Origin of the sequence: Longicatena caecimuris, assembly GCF_004341945.1 — a bacterium.
In the GTDB taxonomy this organism is placed as follows: domain Bacteria; phylum Bacillota_I; class Bacilli_A; order Erysipelotrichales; family Erysipelotrichaceae; genus Longicatena; species Longicatena caecimuris.
Genome location: NZ_SMBP01000001.1, coordinates 303,910 through 316,610, shown reverse-complemented (window position 1 = coordinate 316,610; position 12,701 = coordinate 303,910). Strand labels below are relative to the sequence as shown.

General features: G+C 37.4%; 13 protein-coding genes and 1 other annotated feature. Of the genes, 12 read left to right on the top strand and 1 reads right to left on the bottom strand.

The window, feature by feature from the left end; translation table 11 throughout:
• Positions 1 to 312 precede the first annotated feature (312 nt).
• On the bottom strand, positions 313 to 765 hold the full coding sequence (locus EDD61_RS01605) for a DUF1307 domain-containing protein (RefSeq protein ID WP_008688746.1): 453 nt from the start codon (positions 763 to 765) through the stop codon (positions 313 to 315).
• 260 nt (positions 766 to 1,025) lie between these two features.
• Between EDD61_RS01605 and mnmA the strand changes: the two genes are divergently transcribed.
• The 12 genes from mnmA to greA all read left to right on the top strand — a co-directional run bounded on the left by mnmA (position 1,026) and on the right by greA (position 12,601).
• Positions 1,026 to 2,189 carry a tRNA 2-thiouridine(34) synthase MnmA gene (mnmA, locus tag EDD61_RS01600; RefSeq protein WP_132223484.1) on the top strand — a complete coding sequence of 388 codons (1,164 nt, stop codon included), beginning with the start codon at positions 1,026 to 1,028 and terminating at the stop codon, positions 2,187 to 2,189.
• Entirely contained in the window at positions 2,176 to 2,886 is a 711-nt protein-coding gene (locus EDD61_RS01595) for a CPBP family intramembrane glutamic endopeptidase (RefSeq protein ID WP_132223478.1), read from the top strand. Before mnmA ends, EDD61_RS01595 begins: the two co-directional genes overlap by 14 nt.
• Positions 2,887 to 2,901: 15 nt before the next feature.
• Positions 2,902 to 5,073 carry an SF1B family DNA helicase RecD2 gene (gene recD2 / locus EDD61_RS01590; RefSeq protein WP_132223476.1) on the top strand — a complete coding sequence of 724 codons (2,172 nt, stop codon included), beginning with the start codon at positions 2,902 to 2,904 and terminating at the stop codon, positions 5,071 to 5,073.
• 47 nt (positions 5,074 to 5,120) lie between these two features.
• Positions 5,121 to 5,297: a hypothetical protein gene (locus tag EDD61_RS13705; protein ID WP_008688737.1), complete on the top strand. Its 177-nt coding sequence runs from the start codon at positions 5,121 to 5,123 to the stop codon at positions 5,295 to 5,297.
• Positions 5,298 to 5,321: 24 nt separating this feature from the next.
• Positions 5,322 to 6,413, top strand: a complete 1,092-nt coding sequence (locus EDD61_RS01585; protein WP_132223473.1) for an AI-2E family transporter — start codon at positions 5,322 to 5,324, stop codon at positions 6,411 to 6,413.
• A 102-nt stretch (positions 6,414 to 6,515) separates the two neighbouring features.
• Positions 6,516 to 6,715, top strand: a binding site (T-box leader).
• The gene (gene alaS, locus EDD61_RS01580; RefSeq protein WP_132223470.1) at positions 6,696 to 9,377 is read left to right on the top strand and encodes an alanine--tRNA ligase; all 2,682 of its coding nucleotides are present in this window, start codon (positions 6,696 to 6,698) and stop codon (positions 9,375 to 9,377) included. (Overlaps the previous feature by 20 nt.)
• A gap of 61 nt (positions 9,378 to 9,438) precedes the next feature.
• Positions 9,439 to 9,699: an IreB family regulatory phosphoprotein gene (locus EDD61_RS01575; RefSeq protein ID WP_008688731.1), complete on the top strand. Its 261-nt coding sequence runs from the start codon at positions 9,439 to 9,441 to the stop codon at positions 9,697 to 9,699.
• Entirely contained in the window at positions 9,699 to 10,121 is a 423-nt protein-coding gene (gene ruvX, locus EDD61_RS01570; protein WP_008688729.1) for a Holliday junction resolvase RuvX, read from the top strand. The genes EDD61_RS01575 and ruvX overlap by 1 nt, the downstream gene beginning before the upstream one ends.
• A gap of 25 nt (positions 10,122 to 10,146) precedes the next feature.
• Positions 10,147 to 10,404, top strand: a complete 258-nt coding sequence (locus tag EDD61_RS01565) for a DUF1292 domain-containing protein (protein WP_008688727.1) — start codon at positions 10,147 to 10,149, stop codon at positions 10,402 to 10,404.
• A complete protein-coding gene (gene mltG, locus EDD61_RS01560; RefSeq protein WP_132223467.1) occupies positions 10,385 to 11,452 on the top strand; it encodes an endolytic transglycosylase MltG in 1,068 nt (355 codons plus the stop codon). The genes EDD61_RS01565 and mltG overlap by 20 nt, the downstream gene beginning before the upstream one ends.
• A 13-nt stretch (positions 11,453 to 11,465) precedes the next feature.
• Entirely contained in the window at positions 11,466 to 12,098 is a 633-nt protein-coding gene (gene udk, locus EDD61_RS01555) for a uridine kinase (RefSeq protein ID WP_132223464.1), read from the top strand.
• A 26-nt stretch (positions 12,099 to 12,124) separates the two neighbouring features.
• Complete coding sequence (gene greA / locus EDD61_RS01550) at positions 12,125 to 12,601, top strand: transcription elongation factor GreA (protein WP_008688722.1); 477 nt, start codon at positions 12,125 to 12,127, stop codon at positions 12,599 to 12,601.
• The last annotated feature ends 100 nt before the right edge of the window (positions 12,602 to 12,701 follow it).

Below are 12,701 nucleotides of genomic sequence, written 5' to 3'. Positions count from 1 at the left end.
TTAAGCACTTCAGCGGCGACAATAGCTGGACGAGCTCCAGTAAAGATAGCACGTTGCCAGGTAGGAAGACCTGTTCTGAGAAGGACAGGTTTTTTTCTATATAGAGAAAGAAAGCTAAACACATTTCTTATGTGAGGAACCCCTTCTCATATTATTATGAGTTTGCAATATAAAAAATTTGAACGGTATTGATTTAAGTTTTCAAATGAGAGTTAGAAGATTATTCAATGATCATTGGTAAATAGTTATTTAACAAATAGAAAAAAGATTCCTCATGGGGAATCTTTTTGAGACTATCTTATAGTGAATGGATTATTTACAAGTAGCTCCCTGTTTTTCTGCTTGTTTTACAGTGTTTTTCAAAGACATGTCCGTATCACTACCAAAGCCAAATTTCTTCAGTGAACTGCTGTCTGTCTTTGTGAAATCCATATTGATTTTTACAACAATATCTTTATCCTTAAAGTCGAAAGATACTTTCATACCATCATCTTCTTTAATTCCCAAAGATGATTCTAACTGTGTCTGCATCATTTTTTTCTGATCATCAGACAGTGTACTAAGATCAACACCACCTAAAGCAGAAGCAGGTACCGTTACATTCATGTCAGCAGTTTTGATTTCATCATCTTTTGCGTTGAATGTTGCAGCTAACGTCATACCATTTTGTGTAATACTGCAAGTTTTTGATTCTGATTTGTTACCACTTCCGCCACATCCGGCTAATAAAGTGACAACACATAAGCAAGCTAATAATTTTTTCATACGTTTTTTTCTCCTCGTCTTTCATAGTAACATAAATATTCTATCATAAGATTTTTATGTGTTAGTATTTTAACATAATTTCACATACTGTACAATCTATTTTAATGTTTATCTGGAAAACTCGTAAAAAATAACCAAATTTTATGATAGTTTGTCAGAAAATTTATATCTTACAAGGATGACTGGCTTTTTCGCGTTTAATGTGGTATAACTTTCATTGAAATCCTTAATATATAAAGATAAAAGAAATGGTGATGAAAATGGCACAAAAGGTATTATTAGGTTTATCAGGCGGCGTGGATTCTGCCGTTGCCGCTTATATTTTAAAAGAGCAGGGTTATGATGTAACCTGTGCATTCATGCGCAATTGGGATTCATTTGCCAATAATGATATTATGGGAAATCCTACGATTCAAGATGATGTATGCCCGCAGGAGCAGGATTACCTTGATGCAAAAGCTGTCGCAGATAAGCTAGGACTTCCTTTATTGCGGGTGGATTTTGTAAAGGAATATTGGGATAATGTATTTACGTATTTCTTGGATGAATATCGAAAAGGGAGAACACCCAATCCAGATATTTTATGCAATAAATATATCAAGTTTGATGCATTCATGAAATATGCCAGAAAACTGGGGTTTGATATTTTAGCAACGGGACATTATGCACAGGTGGAACACACACCTTTATATAGCCGTATGTTACGTGGCGCTGATTCAAATAAAGATCAAACATATTTTCTTTGCCAGGTTTCTCAAGATGCATTAGCACACGCATTATTCCCAATCGGTAATTTGAATAAAGCAGATGTTCGTGAAATTGCACAGAAACTTGAATTAGAAAGTGTAGCTACTAAGAAAGATTCTACGGGTATTTGTTTTATTGGAGAACGTAATTTTAAAGAGTTTTTACAAAATTATTTACCAAGTCAAGATGGTGATATCGTTGATATTCATTCATTAGAAGTAATTGGTCGTCATATCGGGGTTTTATATTATACGATAGGGCAGCGAAAAGGATTAGGTATTGGTGGTAATAAAGGCCCATGGTTTGTAGTAGGTAAGGATGTACATAAAAACATTTTGTATGTGACCAATGGAAATGAAAAAGACTGGTTATATTCTACTAGTTGCATTGTATCTGGCGTGAATTGGCTGCGCCCGCATAAACCAGAAAACGAATATGCATGTACTGCAAAATTCCGCTATCGTCAACAAGATCATGAGATATCTTTACAGTTTATTGATGAAACAACCGTTCTTGTATGCTATCCACAAGGTGTGGCTAGTGTTACCTGTGGACAAGAAGCTGTCTTTTATGATGGTCAAGAATGCTTAGGCGGTGGTGTCATTGAAGAGGTTTTCTGTGATGGTATCAGTATGCAGAAAAAAATAGAGGAGCATGTAGCCCATGGAAAAAACTAATATGAAACATCTTTCCTCTACGCGCTGTATCTTTTTATTACTTTTCTATTTTGTTGGTTATACGTATTTGTTACCACGGATATTAACGGTTTTAACCTTAATGGTGGATCCGCAAGCAACAACCTTTAACATTCCTATTTCCGTTGTGTCTTATGTCATGATTATGGTTTTTGTTATTTGGGTCGCAAAGCCGATTTGGCTGGATTCCATTTTACAATTCAAAGCGAATTGGAAAAAATATTTACCTATGATTTTTGCACTTGTATTTCTTACGGTTATGGCAAATTATATATTAAATATCTTGGTAAGTATCATCACTCAGACAGGGGATAGTGAAAATCAAAAAGTTATTGCCGAGAACGCTATTGTTGCTCCGGCTTTTACGATTTTTTCTAGTGTGATCTTTGCGCCGATCGTTGAAGAAACCATTTTTCGTGGTGGTGTTTTTACATGTTTACGCTCACGTGTATCTTTCAGTTGGGCAATGTTGATCAGCTCCTTTCTCTTTGGCTTTATCCATATCATGGATTCTCTTATCGAAGGGAATTTCACGGATGTGACATATCTGTTTCTATATACTGGTATTGGTCTTGTTTTAGCTTATGGGTATGAAAAAAGCAATTCCATTATCGTTAGTACAGGGGTACATATGTGCAACAATATTCTTGCTATCCTTTCTTTGTTTTTAACATTATAATGTAAGGAGGCCATAATGGAAGAAGAACTGATTTTAGAGGCAAAACTGCTGCATACGATATTTTATAATGAGGCAAATGGATATGCTGTTGGTAAATTTATAACCTATGATGCGAATGAAGAAGATTTTATCGCTACAGGTTTCTTTCGAGAATTACAGGAAGAAGTTATTTACCGTCTACATGGCAGTTATGTAGATCATCCTCGTTATGGTATGCAGTTTCAGGTAAAAGCATATGAAAAAGTCATGCCACAGGATGATGAGAGTTTAATTCGTTTTTTTGCAAGTTCTTTATTCCCGGGCATTGGAAAACAGAGCGCTAAGCTCTTAGTAGAGACTTTAGGGCCAAATGTCATTGAACGAATCAAAGAGGATGAGCAAGTCTTATTACAGATACCATCCTTTACGCCTAAAAAACGCCAAGTTATTTTAGATGGAATTCATGAACATGATGATGTTGATGATACGACTTTTTTCTTTACTCGTTTTGGTATCAGTGTCCGCAATATCATGAAATTTGAGGCAAAGTATGGGCAAGAGGCGGTTGCCCTTATTAAAGAAAACCCTTATCGCTTGATTGAAGAAATTGATGGTATAGGTTTTAAGACTGCTGATAAATTAGCACAGGAGCTATCTTTTGGATTAAATCATCCCTACCGTATCAAAGCTGCTATATTGTCTATGATATTGGAGATGTGCATGGCGAGTGGCGATACTTTTGTGACTACTGAGGATTTGACAAAGCGTGTTGAAAAAGAGTTTAAAGATGTAGATTTGTCTTCTTACTTAGATGAATTGGCAAAAGAATTTCTCATACATAGAGAAGAGGAGCGAATCTATCACCATACACAGTATGATAGTGAAACAGGTATTGCTGCTTTTTTGGCAATGTTTCCTTTTGAAGAACAAGAACCAACTTTAAAAGAAGAACTCATGCAAGACATGGAAGAGTTGGAACAAACATTACACATACAATATGAGGAGAGACAGAAAGAATCCATTCTTACGTTTTTTGCGCATTCCTTTTCAATTTTGACAGGAGGACCTGGTACTGGTAAAACAACGATTGTCCAAGGTGTTTTAACGCTTTATAAACAGCATTATCCAAATGATGTAATTGCTGTATGTGCACCAACAGGAAGAGCTGCTAAACGTTTGAGTGAGCTTTGTGGTTGTAATGCTACTACGATTCATAGTTTATTGCGTTGGGATTTAGAATCGAATACCTTCTTGGTGAATGAAAAAGAACCATTGCAATGTGATTTGCTGATCATTGATGAGTTCAGCATGGTGGATCAATGGTTGTTTTATAATCTTTTAAAAGCTTCAAAACTAGTAAAGAAAATCTTGATCATCGGAGATGAGAATCAATTGCCAAGTGTTGGATGTGGTAGCGTATTAAAAGATCTGATTGCTTGTGAACAATTTGCCGTCACTCGCTTGCATAAAATATTTCGTCAAAGTGAGGGAAGTGATGTGATTGCGCTTGCTCATGAAATACGAGAAGAACATATTACAGTATTAGATCATGCTAAAGACATTGCCTTTTTTGATGCACAGAATTATGAAGTACGTGACTTGGTTGTTCGTATTGTTGCCAATGCTTTAGAAAAAGGCTATGAACCAAAGGATATTCAGGTGTTGGCTCCAAAGTATGGAGGGGTAGCCGGAATTGATGCTTTGAATAATGCTTTACAAAAAATGATGAATCCTTCAACAGCTCATAAACGAGAACTAAAAGTTGGCTATCGCATCTTTCGTGTGGGTGATAAGGTCTTGCAACTGAAAAATCAGCCCGAAGATGAGGTGTATAATGGTGATATTGGAGAAATTGTAGATATCGCTTATGCTTCTGAAAGTGTAGGACAGAAGCATCAATTACTTGTTGATTTTGATGGTATCATGGTGGAATATAGCAATGAACAGCTATATAATATTACCCATGCATTTTGTATTTCCATTCATAAAGCACAAGGCAGTGAATATCCCATTGTTATCTTGCCAATTGTTTCAGAATATGCCTATATGATGAGCAAGCGCTTATTATATACCGCAGTTACTAGGGCGAAGAAAAGTCTTGTTTTATTGGGAGAGCGTGATATGTTACATAAAGCGGTAACACGCAAAGAACGTCATCAGCGTAATAGCACCTTAGAAATGCGGATTCGCAAATTGTTTCATGCATAACTTCATCAAAGCTTACCATACTAGATGTGTAAGAAGGAGTGATACGCATGAACAAATGTTTAGGTGCTGCCGTTATGGGATTTTTAATGGGTTTATATCTTGGCTATATGAAAGATGAGGAAATTGAGGATCTTTGTCATCAGTCAAAAAAAGCTGAGAAGAAAATGAAAAAGAATTACCATAAGGCGATGGATCAAATTTGTGATTGTATGGATTTGGATTAACCCCACGAATGGGGTTTTTCTTTTATGAAACAACGATATGAACGAATATTGTTTCATGCGAAACAGCTTCTTCCTTGCTTAGCATGTATCTTTCTTTTGCTATTAATTATTAAACAATTGGCATTAGATGCATGGTTAGCTGCTATTTATCGTGCTTTTTTACCTATTCTAAGTGGTGTATTATTAGCTTTTTTCCTTCAGCCAATCATTGATCGAGTGCAACAAAGATTTTCTTTAAAGGTCAGTGTAATGTTAGTTTATATTGGCTTGTTGGCGATTCTCGGTGCATTTTTAGCTGTTTTATTACCTTTGTTGTATCAACAGGCGCTCGAGTTGGCACAACTTGTCCCACGATGGCTGCAACAGTTGGAAGGCTTTTTAAAACAACATCATATTGCGTATGACAATTTGAATACGCTAAAGCAAAATTATATGCAGGAAGGGTATATAATAGCAATAGATTCAGCAAAAAGTGTCATTGACACTTTAACGGACTATGGTATTGCGTATATTATTGCGTTCTTTATTTCCATCGATATGGATTTTTGGAAACGTACAGCAAAGAAAATAGTACCAAATGTAACACGGGTTGCGACTTTTTATCATACGCTGAGCAATATCATTTATCAATATTTGGCAGGCACCATGCTAGATCTTTTATTCATTATTGTCAGTGTCGGGATTGTCTTAAGTCTTTATCGTTTTCCAAATGCTTTACTCTATGCTATGATTTTGGCATTGTTAAATTTATTTCCTTATGTTGGAGCTACTTTAGGGCTTATCTTAATAGCAGCCGTAGCAGCTTTACATTATGACCATTACCCATGGATGATGTTTTTCATCGTCTGGAGTATTCAACAGATAGAATCTAATATTATTCAGCCTTTGATCTTTAATCGCACTATGAACGTACGACCGCTGTTAACGTTTGTCTTTATTTTTATATCGGATGCTTTTTTTGGTGTCATAGGTGTGATATTATCCCCTATTTTTGCGGCTGTAGCCCAAATCGTTTTCCGCAGCTATCTGCATTCGAAAACAAGTGATAAGGTAGGAGAATGGGAAGATATCTGGCGAGATTTTGATGAAGTAATGGCAGAGGAGACAATACCATGATATTTGCGATGGTAGTATACAGTGACGAAATTCATGATGAATGATAATCGTGTGAGAATGGCTTGCGTGTAAAATAAGAATTTGTTATAATAGCGAAGGAATAAAAAAGCGTAGAAGAAGAGGAGTACATCCCTGCTGCGGCATAGAGAGAAAACGGAAGGTGGAAGTTTTCGTGTCAGGATGGATGGAAGGCTGCTTTGGAGCTTTTCGCGAGAACATCGGCGTTAACGATGATAAGTAAGGTGTGCTTTCAGTGAAAGTGAACCGGGATGGTACCGCGTAATGATGATTGCGTTCCTGGATAAGGAACGTTTTTTTATGCTTAAGGAGGAAGTTGACATGAAAAATTTAACAGGTAACCAGATACGACAACTGTTTCTTGATTACTTTAAGAAACATGGACACATGATTGAACCAGGCGCTAGTCTGATTCCTCACAATGATCCAACTTTGTTATGGATCAATGCCGGAGTTGCGGCGTTAAAGAAATATTTTGATGGAACAGTGAAACCGGAATGTCCAAGAATTGCCAATGCTCAGAAATCTATTCGTACAAATGATATTGAAAATGTCGGTAAGACGGCACGTCATCACACCTTTTTTGAAATGCTTGGTAATTTTTCAATTGGGGATTACTTTAAAAAAGAGGCAATTCATTTTGCTTGGGAATTTTTAACTAGTGAAGAGTATATTGGTTTTGATAAAGATCGTTTGTATATCACGGTGTATATTGATGATGAAGAAGCATATGATATTTGGACAAACGAAATTGGTGTGGATCCTTCGCACATCTTAAAAACAGCGGATAACTTTTGGCAAATCGGAGAAGGACCATGTGGACCGGATACGGAAATCTTCTATGATCGTGGGGAAGCATATGATCCAGAAGGACTGGGTGAAAAACTGTTTTTTGAAGAGATGGAAAATGACCGCTATATTGAAGTCTGGAATAATGTCTTTTCTCAGTTTGATGCCAAAGAAGGAGTTGCACGCAAGGATTATAAAGAATTGCCACAGAAAAACATTGATACCGGTATGGGATTAGAGCGTTTGACCTGTTTGGTGCAAAATGGTGAAACTAATTTTGATACCGATTTATTCTTGCCGCTTATTCATGCATGTGAACAATATACGTCCATGCGTTATGAAGATGCTGAAAACAAAATGGCGTTTCGTGTTATAGCGGATCATATCCGTACCGTGACCTTTGCGTTAGCGGATGGTGCATTATTTGCCAATGAAGGACGTGGCTATGTGTTACGCCGTGTCTTACGCCGAGCTGTTCGTTTTGGCAGAAAATTGAAAATTGAAGGTGCCTTTATGTATAAGCTGGTACCGGTTGTTTATGAAATCATGAAAGACTTTTATCCATATATCGAAGAAAAAATTGATTATATTGAAAAACTGGTAAAAGCTGAGGAAGAACGTTTCCATGCGACATTGGCAGATGGTGAAAAATTATTGCTGGATGTTATGGAAAAAAATAAAGATAATAAGTTATTGGATGGTGTGACGGCTTTTAAATTGTATGACACCTATGGGTTCCCATTAGAATTGACATGCGAGATAGCAGAAGAAAGTGGATATCAAGTAGATGTGCAAGGCTTTGATGAAGAGATGAAAAAACAGCGCGAGCGTGCCCGCAATGCTCGTGAAGATGTGGAATCTATGTCTAGTCAGTCAGCAGATTTAATGGCCTTTACACAAGATAGTAAGTTTATCGGTTATGATGAAAGAACATGTGATGCACAGGTCATAGCTTTATTTAAAGATGGTAAGCAAGTGGATGCTATATCTGATGAAGGCGATATCATCTTAGACACAACTGTCTTTTATGCGGAAAGTGGAGGCCAGATAGGGGACAGTGGTAGCTTTATGGGGGATGCATTAGGCCGTATTGTCAATACTGTGAAAGCACCACATAAACAGCATTTACATAAGGTTGTTATAGAAGAAGGATGTTTGCATGTTGGCAGCAAGCTGCAACTGGCAGTGGATAATAAAAAACGTGATATTATCACCAGCAATCACTCTTGTACACATTTATTACAAAGTGCTTTGAAGAAAGTTGTTGGAAATCATATTCAACAAGCTGGTAGTTTTGTCAGTGATGAATATCTACGCTTTGACTTTACACACTTTGAAAAGGTAAGTGTGCAGCAGTTAAAGGAAATTGAACAACTGGTAAACCGCTTTATCAGTGAACATCATCCTGTAAGTAAGGTGGAAATGCCGATTGAAGAAGCAAAGCAAAGCGGAGCTACCGCATTGTTTGATGAAAAATACGGGGATGTTGTCCGGATTGTTACAATGGGCGATGTGTCAAAAGAATTCTGTGGTGGCTGTCATGTAAATAACACACAGGAAATTGGTATATGCAAGATTATCTCTGAGGAAAGTATTGGTAGCGGTATCCGCCGTATTACGGCAAAGACGGGCTATAGTGCTTATGAAGAGTTTGCTGCGGAAGAAAAGACACTGCGTCATATAGCAGATGATCTGAAGATGAAGAGTATTGTCAATGTAGATACGAAAGTAGAACAAGTGTTGCATGAAAATGCGCAGCTGAAAAAGGAATTGGCTGCTTTGCAAAGTGAGATGTTCACACTGAAGGCGAATGAATTGATCCATGAGGTGAAAGAGTGCAATGGTCGTCATGTATTGATCAAACGCATGGATGGTGCTGACGCTAATGCGTTAAAAGATATCGCTAGTACCATCAAAGCACAAAAAGAACATGTAATAGTCTTTTTAGCAAGTGTTTGCAACGATAAGGTTGTATTTGTTGCTGGCGCAGATAAATTGGCTGTGGCTGATGGCATTAAGTGTGGCGATTTGGTAAAAGAGGCAGCAATGCTTTGTGATGGCAAAGGCGGAGGAAGAGCAGATCTTGCGCAGGCCGGTGGCAAAGATGTGACGAAAGTGGATGAAGCCGTGGAATTCATTAAAAATAAACTGTCTTAGGGTTTCAATTTTATAGAAAATAGGATAAAATGAAAGAAAGATAAAAAAAGGAGGTAATACGATGAGAGATATTACAGAGACGATGTCTTTTAAATCAGATGATTTAAAGCGTGACAATATCAAGCATGTATTACGTGTCGTGAAGGAAGCGTTGGATGAGCGTGGCTATAATTCGGTGAACCAGCTGGCCGGATATCTTATCAGCAATGATCCTGCATACATTTCTTCCCATAACAATGCCCGCAGCATTATCCAAAGCGTAGAGCGCTATGAAATTATTGAAGAGTTAGTGCGCGCTTATCTGGAAGATGATCAGCATTGATGCGAATCTTAGGACTTGATCTTGGTTCACGTACATTGGGGGTCAGTGTGAGTGATGCTTTAGGGATGATAGCACGTCCCGTCGAAACCATACGTTTTGAACAGGATGATTATGATTCCGCTTTGACGCAGATAAAAAAATACATCGATGAATTTCAGGTAAAAAAGGCAGTGCTGGGATTGCCTAAGCATATGAATGGAGATGTCGGTATTCGCGGGGAGATTTCCATCATGTTTAAAGAAAAACTAGAAACCTTAGGTGTGGAAGTGATACTTTGGGATGAACGTTTGACAACTGTTGCAGCTGAACGCATTCTTATCAGTGCAGATGTATCCCGCAAGAAGCGCAAGAAAGTTATTGATCAGATGGCTGCTGTTCAGATTTTACAAGGCTATCTAGATAGAAATCATCAGGGGCTGTAAAAGCCCCTTTCTACAGGAGGATATAATGTTAGAAACAAATACGATGTTTGTCACAGATGAAAGTGGCAATGAAAAAGAAATGGAAATTTTATTCACATTTGAAGATGAGGAAAAAGGACGCAAATATGTAGTGTTTGCGGATCCTGAAGATGAAGGAGAAGAGGTTTTTGCCTCTGCTTATGATGATGAAGGCAATCTGATGCCGGTTGAAACAGATGAGGAATGGCAGATGATCGAAGAAGTGATAGGAGCGTTCCAAGAAGATGAAGGCGCTGAAGAATAAGAAGATTCTGATACCTGCCATCCTTGTTATTATCTGTTTGGTTATTGGTGTCACAGCCTTTTCTATGTATACCGCAAAGCTAAAAGCTCTATCAACCACACCAGAAAAAGTCATCTTTGAAGTAAAAGAAGGCGAAGGTAATGCGTCTGTATTAGACAAGTTGGAAAAAGCTGGATTGATACAGGATGTACAGGCAGCAAAGCTGTGCATGAAACTGCAAGGCTTGAATGACATCAAATTTGGTGTCTTTACATTGGATCGTTCTTGGGATACAGAAACGATTTTAGAAAACTTGAATGATGTTAAAAAAGCAAAGCAAAATGAAGTTATGATTACGTTTAAGGAAGGTATGTGGGCGAAAGATATTGCACAGTCATTGCAACACAAGCTAGGTGTAAATGCAAAGAATTTGTTAAAACTGTGGAATGATGATACCTATCTTAAAGAACTTATGAAGACATATCCTTTTTTGACAAAGGATATCTTAAACGATAAGACACGAGTGAAACTGGAAGGCTATTTGTTCCCGGAAACGTATACGTTTGCAAAGGATGCGGATGAAAAGGAAATTACCAAAACATTTTTGGATCATTTTCAAAAAATCTATCAGAAATATGAAAAGGATATTGTTTCCAGTAAATTCACTATGCATGAAATCCTAACTCTTGCCAGTATGGTTCAATATGAGGCAAGTACGAAAGAGGATATGCAATTGATTGCCGGTGTTTTCTTTAATCGCTTAGATAAAGATATGATGTTACAATCCAGTGTTACCGTATGTTATGCATTGTATGATGATCTAACAAGTGGAGAAGACTGTGAAGTGAATCCGGATATTGATTCCTTATACAATACATATAAGTATAAAGGCTTACCGATCGGTCCGATTTTAAATCCGGGAGAAGATGCAGTACAAGCCGTTTTGCATCCGACAAAGAGTGATTATCTGTATTTTGTTGCGGATGTATATGGCGATGGTAAAGTTCATTATGCGAAATCTTATGAGGAACAGTTACAGAATCAAGAAAAGTTCCATTTGAATAAATAAGAAGGTGTATGTGATGAAAAAAACGATTGTAATCGGAATAGCCGGAGGCAGTGCTTCAGGAAAAACATCGATTTCACAGCAGTTGAAAGATCGTTATGAGAACACTCAGTCCGTCGTCATTATCCGACAGGATGATTATTATAAAGATCAAAGCGAGAAGACGATGGAAGAGCGTGTAAAAACGAATTACGATCATCCTTTTGCTTTCGACAATACTTTATTAGTAAAACAGTTGAAAGAGCTGACTATGGGCAAGGCTATAGAAAAACCAACCTATGATTTTGTTCAACATACCCGCTCGCATAGCATTGAGCATATAGAACCAAGTGATGTTATTGTCATTGAAGGACTGTTTGTTTTGGAAAACGAAGATTTACGTAATTTATGCGATATTAAGATTTTTGTTGATACTGATGCAGATATTCGTTTTATACGTCGCTTGTTGCGTGATGTAAAACAGCGAGGCAGGACATTAGAGTCAGTTGTTGAACAATATACAAGTACGGTAAGAGATATGCATAATCTGTTCATTGAACCAAGCAAACGCTATGCAGATGTCATCATCCCAGAAGGGGGTCACAATATGGTGGCGATTGATTTGTTGATGACGAAAATAAGTAGTATTATTCAGGAAAACGTGGTATAATACCATGCGACGATAGGAGTGAAAATATGGCAGACGAAAAGTTTTATGTAACCAAAGAAGGGTTAGATGAACTCTTAAAGGAACAGGATAATCTGATCCATGTAGTACGTGATGAAGTCATTTTAGAATTACAGGAAGCTCGTGCACAGGGTGACCTTAGTGAAAATGCCGATTATGATGCTGCTCGTGACCATCAGGCACGTGTAGAAGCTAGAATTCGTGAGCTTGAAGCAATGATTGCCAATGCCGAAATCATTGAAGGCGATAAAGAAACAAGTAGTAAAACAGTAGGTTTAGGTTCTACCGTAACAATTAAAGATCTTTCTAGTGAGGAAGAGGAAACGTATACGATTGTTGGTTCTATAGAAGCTGATCCACTAAATGGAAAATTGTCCAATATTACCCCTTTAGCAGTTGCTTTGTTGGATAATAAGCTGGGTGATATTGTTGAGGTTTCTAATGTGGAAGAACCTTATAAGGTTAAAATCGTTAATTTGAAGTAATCGATGTATGAAAAAGCAGGTTTTCTGCTTTTTTTTATGCTGTTTTAGTACTGCAGAAAAGATGGTTCATTTATGTTTCATAAAAGAATTTAAGCGTATA

What these genes read in the sequence shown, in the direction of transcription:
- mltG (WP_132223467.1), top strand. Translation starts at nt 10,385, where the DNA reads ATGAAGGCGCTGAAGAATAAGAAGATTCTGATACCTGCCATCCTTGTT.
- recD2 (WP_132223476.1), top strand. Translation starts at nt 2,902, where the DNA reads ATGGAAGAAGAACTGATTTTAGAGGCAAAACTGCTGCATACGATATTT.
- greA (WP_008688722.1), top strand. Translation starts at nt 12,125, where the DNA reads ATGGCAGACGAAAAGTTTTATGTAACCAAAGAAGGGTTAGATGAACTC.
- EDD61_RS01605 (WP_008688746.1), bottom strand. Translation starts at nt 765, where the DNA reads ATGAAAAAATTATTAGCTTGCTTATGTGTTGTCACTTTATTAGCCGGA.
- mnmA (WP_132223484.1), top strand. Translation starts at nt 1,026, where the DNA reads ATGGCACAAAAGGTATTATTAGGTTTATCAGGCGGCGTGGATTCTGCC.
- udk (WP_132223464.1), top strand. Translation starts at nt 11,466, where the DNA reads ATGAAAAAAACGATTGTAATCGGAATAGCCGGAGGCAGTGCTTCAGGA.
- EDD61_RS01575 (WP_008688731.1), top strand. Translation starts at nt 9,439, where the DNA reads ATGAGAGATATTACAGAGACGATGTCTTTTAAATCAGATGATTTAAAG.
- EDD61_RS13705 (WP_008688737.1), top strand. Translation starts at nt 5,121, where the DNA reads ATGAACAAATGTTTAGGTGCTGCCGTTATGGGATTTTTAATGGGTTTA.
- ruvX (WP_008688729.1), top strand. Translation starts at nt 9,699, where the DNA reads ATGCGAATCTTAGGACTTGATCTTGGTTCACGTACATTGGGGGTCAGT.
- EDD61_RS01585 (WP_132223473.1), top strand. Translation starts at nt 5,322, where the DNA reads ATGAAACAACGATATGAACGAATATTGTTTCATGCGAAACAGCTTCTT.
- alaS (WP_132223470.1), top strand. Translation starts at nt 6,696, where the DNA reads ATGATGATTGCGTTCCTGGATAAGGAACGTTTTTTTATGCTTAAGGAG.
- EDD61_RS01565 (WP_008688727.1), top strand. Translation starts at nt 10,147, where the DNA reads ATGTTAGAAACAAATACGATGTTTGTCACAGATGAAAGTGGCAATGAA.
- EDD61_RS01595 (WP_132223478.1), top strand. Translation starts at nt 2,176, where the DNA reads ATGGAAAAAACTAATATGAAACATCTTTCCTCTACGCGCTGTATCTTT.